Consider the following 16,765-nt stretch of genomic DNA (forward strand, 5'->3'; position numbering starts at 1 on the left):
AGCGGCGCTTCGGCCTGGCAGATCACTATCGACTTTGGTTGAGGAAGACAGTGTCTCGCCCACCACCTTGGTCGAACATGCTGCACGCTGCAGGGGGTGTCTTGCTGTGCTGATGAGTTATACGTCGCCACAACAGAACTGGATGCCACAAAAACAAGAAAATGCGTATTTTTCTTTTTGCTTTGGCTAAGACGCCTGAAAACAGCGTCCAACAGCAAGAAATTGTGCACATCAATCTTTACGAATATTCATTGACCGATTGTTCAGGGCGTGGTTCCTGCCCCTCACACTGTCAGTCGGTGACGCCTTGCCCACTGATGTCGAGAAGATTCATGTCGCTCGACAACCAAGAGCTCGAGGTCAATACCGCCTCATCAGCCCTGCATATTTGCTGCAACGTTGATGGAGTGCATTGTGAACCTCGCGAGCCGTGGGATATATCCCCGCGCCGGAACAGGATTGATTCCCCCAGCGAATCAATTCAGCGCTCTTCCAACCCGGACTGAAGCACCCTCACCCACCCACGCGAAGTAATCTCAACGTTTTCAATCGCTTAGGCGACCCACGCAACGATGTCAAAATGATGACAGCCTGGGGACGGCCGTCGCATTTCCGTCGGCGGACAGCAGAACGTGTTGGAAGAGCGTCAAGAAAGCGGCGAGAAAGTGTCGCGTGAGCAGCGCAAGACTGGCGTAAAGGGTCGGACAAGAGTGGCAAGTGAGGAAAAGGAGCGAAAAGACAGAGGGGGCAGACAGGGGGAGCAGAGAGTGGGAGTGGAGGAAGGGAAAGGAGAAGGGAGTAGATAGAGGGAGGAAAGGAGCAGCAGCAGGTCACCACGACCGGCAAACAGCACTCGGCTCGGTTCAGCACAGGGACAGCCCCGAACGGTGCCACGCATTATCGACCGTCATCCGACGTGGGATACACTGGCGTCATGCCTATCGAGCCCGAAGCCCCGTCCCATGCATCGCCCGGTGCAGCCGAGTCAGCGCCCCCTTTTGCCCAATGGGCCGACTCCCCCTGTGCGACCGGCTGCGACCTGCGCCGCGACTGCGCGCGCTACAGTCACCCGCGCGTCAGGGATATCGCCTGGCTTCTGAGTGCCCCGGACCTATTGCAGCTTGCGCGTTACCCGCGCCCGTCCCTGGCGGCACTCGGGCTAAAGGATGACCGCGTCCGCCACCACTGGCTGATGACGCTGGAGCAGGCGCCCTACGCGCTCGAGGCTGCCGTGAATGAGCGCCGCCACTATCGCCTGGGCCACTACCACGAGCTGCTCTGGCAATTCGTGCTGGCACACGCGCCCGGCAGTCGCCTGCTGGTCAACAACCTCAGGATTTCCCAGGGCAAGATCACGCTGGGCGAGCTGGACATGCTCTACTTGGCGGCGCAGGACACGGCGCCCACGCACCTGGAGGTCGCGATCAAGTTCTATCTCGGCCTGCCCGAAGGTCCTGAAGCGGCCGACAGCCCAGCACGCTGGATAGGCCCCGGCGGCGCCGACAGCCTCGCCATCAAGTATCAGCGCAGCCTTGAGCATCAATTGCCCCTGGCCTATACCGAGCGCGGGCAGCAGACGATCCGCCAGGCACTTGCCAGACAAGCACTGGCCAGACAGGCAGGCGCGAGCGAGACGAACTCACCGCTGGCAGAAGATCCGCCTGCCCCGCTGCTTGCAGGCCAGCAACTGGCATTGCCCGGTTGCCTGTTTCGCCCCTGGCAGCCAGATATAGCTCCCGCCGACTGGCTGCCCCCGCCCCGCCATTGCCATCCCGAGAGTGCGCGCCAGGCCGGCTGGTGGATGAGGGTCAGTCAGTTTGCTGCCTTCTGTCAGACCCTCGAGGACTCCCCGATGCATGGCGGCCCGCTGCTGGGCTGCGTCAGGGAAAAGCCTGCCTGGCTGGCCGCCCCGCCCGTGGCGCCGCTGCAACCATGGCATGAACTGGACCGCTGGCTGCGCGATCACTTCGCGCCACCTGGCGCCACTGACGACCTCAAGCCGGACGAACCGGTTCAGCAAGTCACGGCGGCTCAGCAAGACGCGCCGGCTCAGCAGCACAGCCGCCAGCGCACGCATCAACACCCCCGCCAGCTGTGGCTGGAGCGCAGCGTGGCGGCGCCTGACGGCGAGCCGACCACCGCCAGCTCACCCCGCCAGCAATGGCGGATTTTCGTGGTGCCGGACGACTGGCCGAGCTTCATTCCACTACCGCCCTCGGCACCTGCCGCGCAGTGAGCCTGTCGCGTGGCTTGCTGGTGGCTTTGTCTTGCTACGTGAAATCAACGATAATGCGCCGCGTCAGATCAGGGTGGCGACAATCCGTCAGCCTGATCTCGCCATTCGGCCCGCGCGCAACACTACCCCGCTGCTCCCGGGTCTGCTGGTGACCCACCCCTGTCGCTAGCCAACGGCTTCTCGGCACGTCTTCTTGCCTGACCGACCACCTCATCGGTCACCTGATGACGCCTGCTGCAACGCATCTGCTGAATCCGTAGGACGTCATAGTGAAAACACGACTTTCCAGCCTCGATATCGTGGCGCTGGGCTTCATGACCTTTGCCCTCTTTCTGGGCGCAGGCAATATCATCTTCCCACCTCAGGTGGGTCAGGGCGCGGGTGCCGAATTCTGGCCGGCGGCACTGGGCTTTCTGGCCACCGGTGTCGGCATGCCGCTGGCCGGTATCGTCGCGGTGGCCGTGATCGGCGGTGGCCTCGACAAGATCACCTCGCCGTTGCCCAAGTGGGCGGCCGCGGCCTTCGGCGTCGCCATCTACCTGTCCATCGGGCCGATGTTCGCGATTCCGCGCACCGGTACCGTGGCCTTCGAGATGGGCATGCGTCCCTTCATCGACATGTCAGCACAGAGCGGCCTGGCCCTGCATTCGGTGCTGTTCTTCGGCATCGCCACGCTGATCGCGCTGAGCCCGGGCAAGTTGATGGATGTGGTCGGCAAGTGGCTGACGCCGCTGCTGATCGCGCTGCTGGCGCTGATCGCGCTGTTCACCATCATCGACCCGCAGGGGCCGCTGGGGCCGGTGAGCCCCGAGTGGGCCGAGGCGCCGTTCATGACCGGCTTCCAGCAGGGCTACCTGACCATGGATGCGCTGGCCTCGATGGTGTTCGGCATCCTGATCGTCTCGGCGATCAAGGCACGCGGCATCACCGCGACCGCTGACGTGACCCGCTACACCCTGTGGGCCGGCGCCATCGCCGCCATCTGTCTGGCCGCCGTCTACCTGCCGCTGACCTACATGGGCGCCACCAGCCATGCACTGGTCAGCGAAGCGGCCAAGGGCGAACTGATCCCGGTCTACGTCGAGGCACTGTTCGGCGATGCCGGCAAGCTGATCCTGGCGCTGGTCATCACCCTGGCTTGCCTGACCACCGCGGTGGGCCTGTTGACCTCCTGCGGCGAGTTCTTCCACCGCCTGCTGCCGAGCGTGCCCTACCGCCTGCTGGTGATCGTGATGGCCGTGGCCTCGGCGTTGATCGCCAATCTGGGCCTCTCGACCCTGATCAGCGTCTCGATTCCGGTACTGGTGACGCTTTATCCGCTGGTGCTGGTACTGACGCTGCTGTCCTACCTGCGTCCGCGCCTGCACGATGCGCCGCGCGTGTTCGCCTGGACCCTGGGCCTGACGCTGCTGGTCAGCCTGCTGGATGGCTTCGAAGCCAGTGGCATCGACTCGCTGATGGCCATCTCGCACCGCATCGAGCCGCTGCTGCCGCTGGCCTCGATGAATCTGGGCTGGCTGGCGCCGGCGCTGGCGGGGCTGATCATCGGCATGCTGGCCAGCCGTCGTGACCAGACGAACCTGGACCCGGCACTGGCCGCGCAGGACTGAGGCTCACGCCAATCAGTCGCGCAGCGTGACCAGAAACACGAAAGCCCGCCTCTCCAACGAGAGGCGGGCTTTTTGTTGCCACACGATAGCTGACCGAAAACAGATGACAGGCACCCGTACGCTGTCAGGCGACCGTCAGCGCGGCGTAGTACGCGACAGGCCCAGCTGAGCCAGGGTGGCGTCATCCAGCGCATGCACGGCCTCGACGCCGCTCAGCGCCGTGAAGTAATCCGGCGTCAGGAAGTCACGCCCGCCAAGCAGGTGCTCCAGGTATTCGCGCGCCGGCTTGAGGCCCTCGGCGGTGCGCTCGGGCAGCGCTACATACACCCAGGCGTCGATCACGCCTTCACGGGTGACGATGGGATGAAGGAAACGCTCATATTCATGCGGGCGGCCTTCGAAGGGGTCCATCAGCGTGATCTGCTCGGCCTCGAGCAGCTCGTACAGCACGCCTTCGACGCGCTCGCCCGGCGCAGGCTGTACGTTGGCATGCGCGATACCATCGACCCGAGAGGCCTTGTCGAAACTCAGGCGATGCTCTTGCAGCCAACCATGCACGGCCCGTCGCGTCTCGCCGATGCGTGCCACGACACGCGCCGGATTCATGTTGCTGCCGTAGGCGAAGTAATAGGCCATGCAAGCTCCTGACAGTTGTCTCGAGGCGCAATGCGAGGGCATCACGCCTGCATAGGGGCACAGTGGGAGGTGTCGGGTAGAGAAGGCTCGGTGCGAGGTGAGATGCCTGCCCGGCAATCAGTGCGTCGTGATCAGCGTGTCGATCTCACGAATCACTTCCGTCATCGCCACGCGGCGCTCGGGGCGGGCATCCTTCAACCAGGCCTCGATGGCCGGCGCCACTTCACACTTGGCGGGGAACGGCGCACGGGCATCGCACAGCGCTTGCAGACGGGCGATGAACACGAAGCGCAGCCACTGGCCCATGTCCATGCGATCGACACAGAATGGCTCCACACTCATGAAGGCCTGCGGGGATGGCGTGTCCATGCGCCACAGGTCTGCTGCCTTCATGGTCGCTTCCAGACGTGCCAGCAGCGCGCGCAGCTCGTCGTAGGGATTGCCGGCGATTTCGCCGTCCTGGGGTTGTTCAGTCGGATTCATGCGACCTCCGTCAAATCATGCATGGTTCGTTCACGCTATTATCCCGATGATGCTCACGGAAGGCCAGGAGGCCGCATGGCAGACACGCTGTTCAATGATGTGATGATACTGCTGGGAGCCTCGGTAGTGGCCGCGGCGCTGTTCCGCCGCCTGCATCTGCCGCCGGTGCTGGCCTATCTGGCGGTCGGCTTTCTGGTCGGCCCTCATCTGGCGGGCTGGATCGGTCGCCCGGAAGAACTCGCCTTCCTGTCGGAATTCGGGCTGGTGTTTCTGCTCTTCTCGCTCGGCCTCGAATTCTCGGTGCCGCGCATGCGCGCGCTCAAGACCACGGTATTCGGGCTGGGTGCCTGTCAGGTGGCGGTATGCAGTGGCCTGTTCTGGGCACTGGGCTCGGCGCTTGGCCTGTCACCGGCGGCGGCACTGGTCGCGGCCGGCGCGCTGGGGCTTTCCTCCACCGCCATCGTCACGCGGGAACTGGCGCGCTGGAATGAACTGGACAGCCCCCACGGCCACGCCGCCGTGGGCGTGCTGCTGTTCCAGGATCTCGCCGCCCTGCTGTTCCTGATCCTGATTCCGGCCATGGCCGGTGATGGCAGCCAGCTGCTCAGTGACCTGGGCCTGATGCTCATCAAGGGGCTGGGGCTGGTGGCGGTGATGCTGATGATCGGCAAGTGGGTGCTGCCGTTCGTGTTCCAGGAAATCTCTCGCGCGCGCTCGGAAGAGCTGTTCGTGCTCACCGTGCTGCTGGTGGCGCTGTTCTCCGCCTGGCTGACCCACAGCCTGCATCTGTCGATGGCGCTGGGCGCCTTCCTGGCCGGGATGATGCTCGGCGAGAGCCATTTCCGCCATCAGATCGAGGCCGATATCCGGCCCTTCCGCGACATCCTGCTGGGGCTGTTCTTCGTCTCGGTGGGCATGCTGCTGGACCCGCAGGTGTTGCTGGCCCAGTGGTATTGGGTCGTCATCGGCGTGGCCTGCCTGCTGGCGACCAAGGCACTGCTGATCACCGGACTGGCGCGCCTCTCCGGCCGCCCGCTGGACAGCGCGCTGCGCACTGGCCTGGTGCTGTCCCAGGGTGGCGAATTCGGCTTCGCGCTGCTGGCCCTGGCCAGTCAGCAACGCCTGATGGACAACGAGACCGTGGGCCTGGTGGTGGCGATCATCATCGGCTCGCTGGTGGTCACGCCGAGCCTGATTCGCCACAACCAGCAGCTGACGCGCCGCCTGTGTCGCTCCACCACGCCCACCCAGGAGAACCCGCACACCACCGCGGAGCTGAGCGCCGCCACCGCCCCGCTCAGTGGCCATGTCATCGTGTGCGGCTTCGGGCGTGTCGGCCAGACGGTGGGGCGATTTCTCACTCAGGAGAAACTTGAGTGGATCGCCATCGATGCCGACCCCATCCGCGTCCACGAGGCCGCCAGCGCCGGCGAGCCGGTGGTGTTTGGTGATGCGCAGCGTCTGGAAATCCTGCGCGCGCTCGGTATCGAGCGCGCCCGTCAGGTGGTGATCACCGTCAATCAGCTCTCGCATGCGCTGGCCATTCTGCGCGCCATCCAGCCGCTGGAACTCGAGAACCTCAAGGTGCTGGTGCGCACCCAGGATGACGCGGACCTCGAGACCTACAAGGCCGCCGGGGCCACCGAGGTGATTCCCGAGGTGCTCGAGGGCTCGCTGATGCTGGTCTCGCATGTGCTGGTCAATCTCGAGGTGCCCTTCCGACGCGTGGCGCGCTCGATCCAGAATGCACGCGAAGCGCGCTACAGCATGCTGCATGGCTATTTTCATGGTCAGCAGTCCCAGCTGACCGACAAACGCGGCAACCCGCTGCTGCGACGACATCCGCTGACGCTGACCGCCGATGCCTGGGCCTGTGGCCGGCGACTGGACGACATCGCCCTGCCGGAAGTGTGCGGCATTCTCGTCTCACGCGTGGTGCGCGCCAGTGGCGAGAACCTGGAAGAACCCACCGGCGACCTGACGCTGGCGTGTGGCGATACACTGGTATTATCGGGACTGGCTGATCATATTGAAGAGGCGGAAACCCGCCTGCTGACCGGCTGAAAGGCCTTGAGCGGCAGGCGATACCCAAGACTCCACCGCCTGCTGTCCCGCCGCCAGCACCCGTGCTGGCGGCGGGAGGGAGAGCGTCACAGAGAGTCTGCTCGGATGAAGATACTGATGAGCACACTGAAGGGATCGACATGTCAGGGGGCACGGCCCTGCATGGGAGATAGCACCCATCACCAGGAGGCAATACACATGGAAAGCGCAGGCGTACACAACTACATGGAGCAGCTGGTGCTCGACCAGCTGCGCTTGCATCCCGATAGCCACGCCATGGATGTCGACAGCCGCGAAGACGTGGCCTGCATCGCGCTCAATCAGCTGGCGCCCCGCTATATCCGTCACGACGTCGACATGGCGTTCTACATGGCGCCCGCCGAGCAGGAGCTGCTGGAAGAGCGCGTCTCGATGGCGCTTCAGGAAGCCTTCGACAAGGTGCGTTCGATGCCCCGCCACGGCTAGCCACGCGCTGCGACCCCATGAAGCGTCGCCCTGCAACACCAGAAGCGGATCAATGATCACCGCCAGAGAAACGACAACGGCCACCGCGATATCTGTCGCGGTGGCCGTTGTGTCTGTCGCAGGTGCTGCCCGAGGCGTTACCTCACGTGACCTGAGGGGCATTACCTCAACCGGGCAGCATCAGATTCCCTCGGCGCACTGCGGCGGCACTTCATCCAGCACCTTGCGCAGGAAGGCGCGCGTGCGGTCATCCTTCGGCGCACTGAACAGCTGGCTCGGCGGCCCCTGTTCGACGATACGCCCGCCTTCCATGAAGATGACGCGGTCGGCGACTTCCCGCGCGAACTGCATCTCGTGGGTGACCACGATCATGGTCTGGCGCTCGACCGCCAGCTGCTTCATCAGCTCCAGCACCTCGTCGACCCATTCCGGGTCCAGTGCCGAGGTCGGCTCATCGAACAGGATCACCTCGGCCTGGGCGGCCATGGCGCGCCCGATGCCGATACGCTGCTGCTGACCACCTGACAGAGCCGCCGGGAAGGCATCCGCCTTCTCGCTCATGCCGATACGCTCGAGAATCTCGCGCGCTCGCTGGTGCGCCTTGGCCTTTGGCCAGCCATTGACGACGATCAGGCCCTCGGCAATGTTCTCCAGCGCCGTCTTGTTGGCGAACAGCGCATAGTTCTGGAACACGAAGGCACTGCTGCGACGCAGACCGAGAATGTCGTGACGGCTGGCGCGTGTGGCCTCGACCTTGCGTTCGCCGATCTGGATCTCGCCACCATCGGGCTGCTCGAGGAAGTTGATGCAGCGCAGCAGCGTGGACTTGCCGGTGCCTGACGGGCCGATGACGACGATGATCTCACCCTGCTTCACTTCCAGAGTGATGCCATCGAGTACGGCCTGACCGCCGAATTTCTTGACCAGATTTCTGACTGCAATCATCGCTGATAGGCCTTGTTGAGACGTTTCTCCATCCAGCGCTGCACGAAGGACAGCCCTTCCACCATCACCCAGTAGACGATGGCCACCATGATGAAGGATTCAAAGTACAGGAAGCTGCTGGCCGCTTCCTTCTGGGTCGCACCCATCAACTCGGTCACCCCCAGCGTGAAGGCCAGCGACGTGGACTTGATCATGTCCACGAAGTAGTTCATCAGCGTGGGGGCCGCCACGCGGGCCGCCTGTGGCAGCACGATGCGCCGCATCAGCTGGACATTGGTCATGCCGATCGAGAGCGCCGCCTCGGTCTGGCTGCGATCGACCCCGACGATGGCGGCGCGGATGGATTCGGCCATGTAGGCCGAGAAGTGCAGCGTCAGGCCGAGAATCGTCGCGGTGACGCCATCGATCTGGGTCAGGAACGCCATCACCTGCGGCAGGCCGTAGTAGAACAGGAACAACTGCACCAGCAGCGGCGTGCCGCGGAAGAAGGAGATGAACACGATGGTCAGCGCATTCAGCACCGGCACCTTGAGCACCCGCACTACCGCCAACAGCGAAGCCAGTACCAGCGCGGCCACCATGCCGATACAGGCCATCTTGAGTGTCAGTGGCAGGTATTTGAGCATGACCGGCAACAGGCCAAGCATGTAATCGATATTGAGAGTATCCATTCGTTATCCGGACAGGCTGGGGGCTTGGCTGAGGGTCTGGGAAGACACCCGTCGACATGACGACAACGGGGCGACGGTCAAGCCGTCACCCCGTTTGCACATGACATCCTGGCATGCGCCCTTGTATCAGGGCGCAGCGGGCAATGTTCAAGGCGTGGTGATGTCGTTGCCGAACCACTTGTTGGAAATCTGGGCCAGGCGGCCATTTTCCTTGAGCTCGGTCAGCGCGGCATCCACCTCGTCACGCTTGGCCTCGCCTTCGGCGTCCTTGCGGAACGGCAGTGCGTTCTCCAGGCGCGAGAACGGCTTGCCAGCCAGTTCCAGCGGCAGCGGCGTCTTCTGGATCACCTGGCTTGCACTGACGCGGTCCATCACGAAGGCATCGACACGGCCCAGAGCGGTGTCCTGCTCGATGTTGGACTCATAGGTCTTGATGTCGATCTGGTCGGCGTACGGCAGCTCTTTCATCAGCGCTTCGTAGTTGGAGCCCAGGTTGACCGCTACGCTGTGGCCCTTGAGGGACTCGACGCCAGTGATCTCGTCATTGCCGCGACGCTTGACCACCTGAGCTCCGTCATAGACGTAGGGCTGGGTGAAGGCGAACTTGGCCTTACGCGCATCGGTGATGGTGATCTGGTTGGCCACGGTGTCGATGCGGCCGGCTTCCAGCGAGCCGATCAGGCCGGAGAAGCTCATGGTCACGAATTCGATGTCGTCGCCGGTGATCTCGCCGACGGCGTTGAGGACATCCACTTCAAAGCCCTGCAGCTTGTCCTGCTTGACGAAGGTGAACGGGAAGTAGCCGCCCGACATGCCGACCTTGAGGGTGTCAGCCTGTGCCGCCAGGCTGCCCAGGGTGGTCGCGCCCAGCGCGGCAGCCATCACGGCGCCCTTGAGAGCGGTAGAAGAGAAGACAGCTGCGAGCGAACGTGATTGGCGCATCGGGATTCCTCGTGGATCGCAAGACTGAGCCTTTGGCGCTGGACGGTCGCTGACATTCGGCTGATCGCGGATGTCGAGCCAACAGAACAGGTATAAGCACAGCCTTTTATATGTGATTTGGTTGTATAGGATAACGGGACTGCCCCGCATTCCCAATCATTTCATCCCTTAAGGTCATAACCAGAAGGAATAAGACAGCAATTGTGTCAATGAGCGCGATTCTAGCATGCCTGCCATGGCGGGCCAGTGACGCCGTCTGGGCTACCTGCAGCGCTAGATGTCAGCCTGACGACAAGTGGATGACAGTTATTCACGCCATCCGTGGACGATGCTGTGGATAACCCGTCTCGGTCACGCTGCAAGCCGCGCCAGCCGTGGGATGACGAAAATTGATCAAAAAATCATCAACCTGCAAAACGCTCAGCGGGACTTGAGGTGCCGCGTCATCTGTCAAGCCATCACGGGTCGAAAGAGCGGCCATAATAGGATCAGGTCGCCCTCTTCCCTCTGGCCGTCATCACACGCCAGCGGGTGGCATGACAGCCGGTGAATCGCTAAAGTCGCTGCCATTCCAGACATGCTCAGGCACATGTCACGCGCCGGCAGCTGTCACTCAGCGACACATGCCACGCGTGGCAATGATGCTCGACAAGACTCTTTTCTTCCGTTCTTCCGCACGCCCAGCCAAGGCGTGGCGGAGACACAGCCGTGGTGAGCCTCATGACTCCTCTCTCTTCCTTGAGCAACTTCTTCACACGCACCGGCGCCGAGCTGCACCTTTATCACCTGGGCCGCACCCTGGCGCCGCTCAGTCTTGAGCAACTCGAAGCCTTCGAGACCGAACAGCAGCCGTGGGAGCAGCCCTTCAAGGGTCAGGCACGCCTGGCATGCGTGTTCCGTCCGGCCGGGCTCGACGATCCGCTGGTGTGGTTTCTGGCCCTGCCGCTGGATGAAGAAGGTCGTCTGTCCCCCGCGCAACGCGACGCCTTCCTCGAACGCCTGATCACGACGCTGGGTCAGACGGCGCTGACCGTCGGCCGGCCTGATATCCAGCAGGCCGAGGCAGGCAAGATCGACAACCTGATGCAGGACAACCCGCTGGCCCTCACGCCGGATGACAGCCTTCGCGCCATGCTGCACGCCCGCGCCAGCCTCGATTGCGACCGCCCTGCCAGCCAGTACTACGAGCTCGCCGAGCAGTATCTCACCGCCCAGCTACCGCTGGATGACTGGCCGTCACTCGGCCTGCAGGGTATTGCCGACGTGCTGACACGACGCGGCGAGTTGTCCAGCGAGCTTGCCGCGGCCTTCGTGCAGCGTCTGGCTGATCTGCCGGACACGCCGCTGCGCGCCATCGCGCTGTGTCTGGAGCAGGCGCCGCCCGCCCATGCCCAGCTGGCCGCCCCGCTGCCGGAGGAATACGAGACCGAGCTGCTCTCCGCCCTGATCGCGCGTGGCCAGGCCGCGCGTGACCTGGGGGACCTGGAGACGCTGTGCGCCTGCCTGCGGGCCGCCGGTGCCAGCCCACGCCCTGCGGCGGCGGAGTGGATCGACGCCCTGCTGGCCGACGACGAGGCCGTCAATGTCGACGTGCTGGTCGCGATCGCCGCGCGCGGCTACGCCCACCTGGAAGATGCCGAACGTCTGCCGGTCTTCCTGACCCGCCTGGCCAGCTGCCCGCAGGCCAACTTCGCTGCCCTGGCCCGCGACCTCGCCCTGATTCCGCGTCTGCGTCTGCCGGTGCTGATGACGCTGCGCAATGCAAGCGCGGACAGCCCGCTGGGTCAGGCGCTCGCCGCCCTGACTCGCCAGGCCGATACCGGCAATCCTGCCCCGCGTCATTGACGCCGGGCATGCCCACAGGTGACAGTGCTTGAGATCATGCGCATAACCCACGACACTTGATCGAACACTTGAACAGACACTCGATCGGACACTTGCTCAAGGCATGGAATCGGGGCTGATCAGCACCGGTGAACAGGGCGCGCGGCAACGCGCCACCGGCACGACGTCACCCGCGCCTGTGGCCGTGGGTGACTTGCCCAGCGCCCGCAAGCGAGGCGTCCGGCGCCGATGAAAGCGCGCCATGACCGCGTGCCATGACCACGTGCCATGACCGCATGCCCGGGGCGGTTTTGCCGGGCGCTGTCCGCGCCACCGTCATCCCCCGCTTCGTGAGGCGAAAAAAGAGGCTTCAGCAAGGATTGCTGTCAGTACGTTAAGTGACTATGCTGCGCGCCCGCCTGGCCATTACCCCGCCATGCCGGCAACGCACATTACGCTGTGCCGCGCCTGCCCGGTGTCTTCATGCCGTGAGCCGCTGCCCGCTTCGCTCACGCCCTCTGATTCAGGATGAAACATGTCGCATCACAAGAACACTTCGCGTCATCACATCGACAAGGCACCGCCCCTCGATCTCAAGACACTGAATCATGACCTGCTGGGCTTTCGTCCGCGGGGCGTGGTGGGTCGGCGTGAGCTGATCGAGCTGCCGGAACTCAAGCTGCACCTCAATGCCAAGATCGACACCGGTGCGCATTCCAGTGCGCTGCATGCCGAGAGCATCGAGGTCTTCGAACATAACGATGATCTGTGGGTTCGCTTCATCACCCGGACCGGCGGTAGCGACTCCCCGCCGCATACGGTCGAGACGCCGGTGCATGATCGCCGCCGCGTGCGCTCATCCAATGGTCAGGCCGAATGGCGCTACGCGATCCGCTCGCGCATGAAGCTGGCCGGGCTCGACTACGATATCGACATGACGCTGGTGGACCGCTCCCAGATGCGTCACCCCATTCTGCTGGGGCGCCGTGCCCTGCGTCGCCTGCTGGTCGCACCAGGCGCCGCCTATCTGCATGGCGAACCCTGACGGCACCAGCCAGGCGCGCGGCGGCATGCTTCGGCATCTCGCCTCAAGGCGCTGGCCCCGCTGCCATCTGCATCGCGTGACGCCTCGAGACGACAAGGGCTTCACCGGCGAATACCACGCCTCCTGACGGGCATCACGTCAGTCTTCTTCTGATTCATTCCTATCTCTGTCTGGCCCATTCGGCTCCGGAGGATTTCATGCATATCGGTATCCTGTCGCGTAACTCACGCCTCTACTCCACCCGTCGCCTGATCGAGGCCGCCGAGGCACGTGGCCACACCGCACGCGTGGTGGACACGCTGCGTTGCTACATGAACATCGCCTCGCACCGCCCCTCCATCCATTACAAGGGCGCCGAGATCGAGCACTTCGACGCCGTCGTGCCGCGCATCGGTGCCTCCGTCACCTTCTATGGCTGCGCCGTGCTGCGTCAGTTCGAAATGATGGGCACCTACGTGGTCAATGATTCCGTGGCCATCTCTCGCTCACGCGACAAGCTGCGCTCCCTGCAGCTGCTGTCGCGCAAGGGGCTGGGCCTGCCGGTCACCGGCTTCGCGCATTCGCCGGATGACATCCCCGACCTGATCACCATGGTCAAGGGTGCGCCACTGGTCATCAAGCTGCTCGAAGGCACCCAGGGCATCGGCGTGGTACTCGCCGAGACCAACCAGGCCGCCGAGAGCGTGATCCAGGCCTTCATGGGCATGAAAGCCAACATCATGGTGCAGGAATACATCAAGGAAGCGCGTGGCGCCGACATCCGCTGCCTGGTGGTGGGTGACAAGGTGGTGGCGTCAATGAAGCGTCAGGCGGCTGATGGCGAGTTCCGCTCCAACCTGCACCGTGGCGGCACCGCGAGCGAGATCCGCATCACGCCGGAAGAGCGCTCCACCGCCATCCGCGCCGCCAAGGCCATGGGCCTGTCCGTCGCCGGTGTCGACCTGCTGCGCGCCAATCATGGTCCGGTGATCATGGAAGTGAACTCCTCGCCGGGCCTGCAGGGGATCGAGACGGCCACCGGCAAGGACATCGCCGGCCTGATCATCGATCACATCGCCAAGTCCGCCGCGCCGGCCAAGAAGATTCCGCCCAAGCCCAAGGGCTGAGGGCTTGAGCCTTAGGCCTGAAGCCTGAGAGCATTGCGCGCAACGCTTCCCAAGGGTGCAGGTCGTCATGACTGCACCCTTGGCGTTTCTGGGTCAGATGGCCGCGCGTGTACGAGCGTGAGCGATGGAAACAGGGCAAGGACAGCGTCTGGAAGGCAACGATGATCGTCACCAGAACGTCATTGTATTGTCGTAAACTGCAGGGATTGACAGTGCGGGAATAAATATCCTGACTTTCTGCCCTTCAGGGGTAGAAAAACACTGTTTTCACCCGCACAATCTCTTCTGACGGAGGAGGTGACCGCCCATGTTTCTCGACAATCGCCAGGTGGCGATGGATAGCGTCCAGGAAGCCCTGGCAGACAGTCTTGATTATTTCGAGGATAACGCCGAACGGCTGCGTCCCGCGCTCCTGAAGGCCTTCGAGCCCTTCTATGCGAGCCGTGTCGAGCTCAAACAGGCCCTGGAAGTCGAGACACGCAAGCATCTGAGCCTGATGCCGCGCGACGCCGATGTCGAGCGCGATGACTACATGTGGCTGTGGAGTCGCCTGAAGAGCATCGTCGGCAATGACAATCAGGTGCTGATCAACGAGCTGCTCGAACAGGAACGCGTCCTGATGCAGGCCTGCTCGACCGCCTTCACGCATCCGCTGCCTGACAGCATGGAAAAGGTACTGGAAGGCATCTTCCACAACTGCCGCCATCTGATTCGCGAGCTGTACCGTCACCAGACAGGTCAGGCCGCCCGCCGCCGCGCCGGCTAGCCACCTGCCCGCCGCCAGGCCATGAACGCAAGACGCCCCGCCTTCCAAGGAAGTGCGGGGCGTCTTCGTATTGACCCTGTGCGTCTGGCGAGACCAGTGCGTGGCTAGTTCGTATCAGACCTGACAGGCAGCCACTGGAGCAATGCCTGCTTCACTCCGGGCAGACTCGCCAGCAGGCTTGCCTGCGCCTGACGCGCGAGGGCATGCGGGTCCGGCGTGTCGGCAGCGTTCTCTTCATCCGTCACATCCACTCCATCCGCCACATCACGACTGACAGCGGCCTGCTGCCCTGCTCCGGCTGTCACGGTGCCCTCCGACGGCGACATCACGTGCTTGTCTGAGGAGTGAGATGATGAGGGCTGCGAAGATGAGTGCGATGACAACACCGGCGTCGGCAGCGACTCCTGCGGCCCGAGGAAGCGCGGCTTGCGCCCCCACAGGTAGAGATCACCCACTGTCGCCGCACGGGCCAGCCACTCGCGCAGCATCAGCTTGAGCCCCGGCGGCTGGCGCTCGGAGATGGCCGGACAGCCCACCGCCTCCAGACCCAGCGCATCGGCGATGAACAGCGCACGCGGCAAATGCCACGGCTGGGTGACCAGCACCGCCTCGTCGACACCGAAGACCTTGTGCGCTCGCACGAGGGTATCGAAGGTGGAGAAGCCCGCGTAATCGAGCGTCATGAACTCCTGCGGCACGTTGCGCGCTCGCAGATCACGCCACATGGTCATCGGCTCATTGTAGTAACGCGTGCGGTTGTCTCCCGAGAGCAGCAGGTTGGAGACGCGGCGCAGGCGGTAGAGCTGGGCGGCGGTATCGAGGCGCGCCTGATAGTGCGGATTGCTGCCCCCGCCCACCAGGCCGTGGGAGGTGCCGAACACGATCCCCACCTCACGGCTCTGACAGATCAGCGGTGACGTGGCAATGCGATCGTGCGTTGCCATCACGACCCAGAGGTTGAGCCCGACCACCGTCATTGCACCGGCGGCCAGCAGACCGACGATGGTCCAGCCAGCCCGCATGATCACTCGCTGCATCTCTTCCTCACGCCCATCCCTGCCTGTCTTTCCTGCCGTTACCGTCACATCGTGCAGGCATGAGCGCCCAGCCTACCCAAGCGGCCGAGGCTCTGCCAGCATTGACTGTTCCCCGGCCACGCATGCGGGTGACTCCGCTCAGTCTTCCTGCACCATCACGGCCTTGACGTTGACCGGCACCTGGGTCGCGATATTGCCAAGCCCGGCCAGGTCACGCAGGGTGCGAATGCCATCGACCAGCGCGAACTGCTCAGCATCGACCATCACCGGCGTGAGGGTCTGCACCAGCCAGCGATCGCCACGCAGGCGCGTCACCTGCAGGCTCATCGGCAGGTTCTGGGTGTTGTCGTGCAGCGTCAGCTGGCCTTCGACATCCACCTGCTGGGTATCGCTCGGCTCCATCACCTTGAGGGTCGGCATGTCGAGACTGGCGGTCATCACGGCCAACGGATAGGTGCCGGACTCGAACAGCTTCTCGCTGACGCGCTGGTCACGAATGTCGATGCCGGTACTGGCGGAGTCGAGGTCGATCTCCACCGACAGCTGGCCGGCGTCATTGACGCGCGCCCGCCAGGAGGTGAAAGCATCCGTCTCGACGGTGCTGGCGCCCGACTTGGCCATCTTGGTGGTCTGGAAGCTCAGCTGTGACACATCGCCATCCAGCTTCCAGGCGGCCTGCGCGCTGGCAGGGGTGCTCAGGATCAGGGTGGCGGTCAGGGTGCGCAGCGCAGTCTGGAATCGCATTGGGGAGTCTTCCTTGAGGCTGGTGATACGGGAAACCGTCAAACGGACGTGCCGACGCGGCCCGAGGCAGCAACTTGCCCGGACGCTCAGCAACGTGAATTGGATAGCCGGATGGACGAGAGGTTCCCGCCCATCCGGTTGCGTTTGCTGCATCTCACCCGAGTGATACTGCGACTGACGGCCATGAAAGG

At 63.7% G+C, this 16,765-nt stretch carries 15 protein-coding genes; 8 read left to right on the plus strand and 7 right to left on the minus strand.

Features of this window, described 5'->3' with window-relative positions:
• Positions 1 to 934 precede the first annotated feature (934 nt).
• Positions 935 to 2,236: a DUF1853 family protein gene (locus ACJJV2_RS11665; protein ID WP_405281021.1), complete on the plus strand. Its 1,302-nt coding sequence runs from the start codon at positions 935 to 937 to the stop codon at positions 2,234 to 2,236.
• 269 nt (positions 2,237 to 2,505) lie between these two features.
• Complete coding sequence (gene brnQ, locus ACJJV2_RS11670; protein WP_197738709.1) at positions 2,506 to 3,846, plus strand: branched-chain amino acid transport system II carrier protein; 1,341 nt, start codon at positions 2,506 to 2,508, stop codon at positions 3,844 to 3,846.
• Positions 3,847 to 3,981: 135 nt separating this feature from the next.
• On the opposite strand, the gene ACJJV2_RS11675 is transcribed toward brnQ, so the two are convergent.
• Both ACJJV2_RS11675 and ACJJV2_RS11680 read right to left on the minus strand, forming a co-directional pair.
• Entirely contained in the window at positions 3,982 to 4,482 is a 501-nt protein-coding gene (locus ACJJV2_RS11675) for a gamma-glutamylcyclotransferase family protein (protein WP_131431605.1), read from the minus strand.
• A gap of 117 nt (positions 4,483 to 4,599) precedes the next feature.
• Entirely contained in the window at positions 4,600 to 4,965 is a 366-nt protein-coding gene (locus ACJJV2_RS11680; protein ID WP_054556809.1) for a YqcC family protein, read from the minus strand.
• A 75-nt stretch (positions 4,966 to 5,040) separates the two neighbouring features.
• On the opposite strand from ACJJV2_RS11680, the gene ACJJV2_RS11685 reads away from it, so the two are divergent.
• Positions 5,041 to 7,029 carry a cation:proton antiporter gene (locus tag ACJJV2_RS11685; RefSeq protein WP_082388800.1) on the plus strand — a complete coding sequence of 663 codons (1,989 nt, stop codon included), beginning with the start codon at positions 5,041 to 5,043 and terminating at the stop codon, positions 7,027 to 7,029.
• A gap of 198 nt (positions 7,030 to 7,227) precedes the next feature.
• A complete protein-coding gene (locus ACJJV2_RS11690) occupies positions 7,228 to 7,494 on the plus strand; it encodes a late competence development ComFB family protein (protein ID WP_054556810.1) in 267 nt (88 codons plus the stop codon).
• A gap of 180 nt (positions 7,495 to 7,674) precedes the next feature.
• Here the strand turns inward: ACJJV2_RS11690 and ACJJV2_RS11695 are convergent, their stop codons facing one another.
• From ACJJV2_RS11695 to ACJJV2_RS11705, 3 genes are all read right to left on the minus strand, one after another.
• Positions 7,675 to 8,439, minus strand: coding sequence for an amino acid ABC transporter ATP-binding protein (locus tag ACJJV2_RS11695; protein WP_131431600.1), 765 nt, complete (start codon positions 8,437 to 8,439; stop codon positions 7,675 to 7,677).
• Entirely contained in the window at positions 8,436 to 9,110 is a 675-nt protein-coding gene (locus ACJJV2_RS11700) for an amino acid ABC transporter permease (protein ID WP_043335389.1), read from the minus strand. Before ACJJV2_RS11700 ends, ACJJV2_RS11695 begins: the two co-directional genes overlap by 4 nt.
• 147 nt (positions 9,111 to 9,257) lie before the next feature.
• The gene (locus tag ACJJV2_RS11705; protein WP_405282216.1) at positions 9,258 to 9,992 is read right to left on the minus strand and encodes an amino acid ABC transporter substrate-binding protein; all 735 of its coding nucleotides are present in this window, start codon (positions 9,990 to 9,992) and stop codon (positions 9,258 to 9,260) included.
• Positions 9,993 to 10,772: 780 nt separating this feature from the next.
• Between ACJJV2_RS11705 and ACJJV2_RS11710 the strand changes: the two genes are divergently transcribed.
• The 4 genes from ACJJV2_RS11710 to ACJJV2_RS11725 all read left to right on the plus strand — a co-directional run bounded on the left by ACJJV2_RS11710 (position 10,773) and on the right by ACJJV2_RS11725 (position 14,793).
• The gene (locus ACJJV2_RS11710) at positions 10,773 to 11,897 is read left to right on the plus strand and encodes a DUF3549 family protein (RefSeq protein WP_405281029.1); all 1,125 of its coding nucleotides are present in this window, start codon (positions 10,773 to 10,775) and stop codon (positions 11,895 to 11,897) included.
• Positions 11,898 to 12,411: 514 nt separating this feature from the next.
• Complete coding sequence (locus ACJJV2_RS11715) at positions 12,412 to 12,921, plus strand: RimK/LysX family protein (protein ID WP_082388802.1); 510 nt, start codon at positions 12,412 to 12,414, stop codon at positions 12,919 to 12,921.
• A 197-nt stretch (positions 12,922 to 13,118) separates the two neighbouring features.
• Positions 13,119 to 14,027, plus strand: a complete 909-nt coding sequence (gene rimK, locus ACJJV2_RS11720; RefSeq protein ID WP_043335225.1) for a 30S ribosomal protein S6--L-glutamate ligase — start codon at positions 13,119 to 13,121, stop codon at positions 14,025 to 14,027.
• 307 nt (positions 14,028 to 14,334) lie between these two features.
• Positions 14,335 to 14,793 carry a hypothetical protein gene (locus ACJJV2_RS11725; protein WP_043335223.1) on the plus strand — a complete coding sequence of 153 codons (459 nt, stop codon included), beginning with the start codon at positions 14,335 to 14,337 and terminating at the stop codon, positions 14,791 to 14,793.
• A gap of 104 nt (positions 14,794 to 14,897) precedes the next feature.
• On the opposite strand, the gene ACJJV2_RS11730 is transcribed toward ACJJV2_RS11725, so the two are convergent.
• Positions 14,898 to 15,830 carry a vancomycin high temperature exclusion protein gene (locus ACJJV2_RS11730; protein WP_405281033.1) on the minus strand — a complete coding sequence of 311 codons (933 nt, stop codon included), beginning with the start codon at positions 15,828 to 15,830 and terminating at the stop codon, positions 14,898 to 14,900.
• Positions 15,831 to 15,968: 138 nt separating this feature from the next.
• Positions 15,969 to 16,574 (minus strand): YceI family protein, encoded by a 606-nt coding sequence (locus ACJJV2_RS11735; protein ID WP_405281035.1) that lies wholly within the window; start codon positions 16,572 to 16,574, stop codon positions 15,969 to 15,971.
• Between the last annotated feature and the right edge of the window lie 191 nt (positions 16,575 to 16,765).

Source organism: Cobetia sp. Ld8 (assembly GCF_045066615.1).
In the GTDB taxonomy this organism is placed as follows: Bacteria; Pseudomonadota; Gammaproteobacteria; order Pseudomonadales; family Halomonadaceae; genus Cobetia; species Cobetia amphilecti.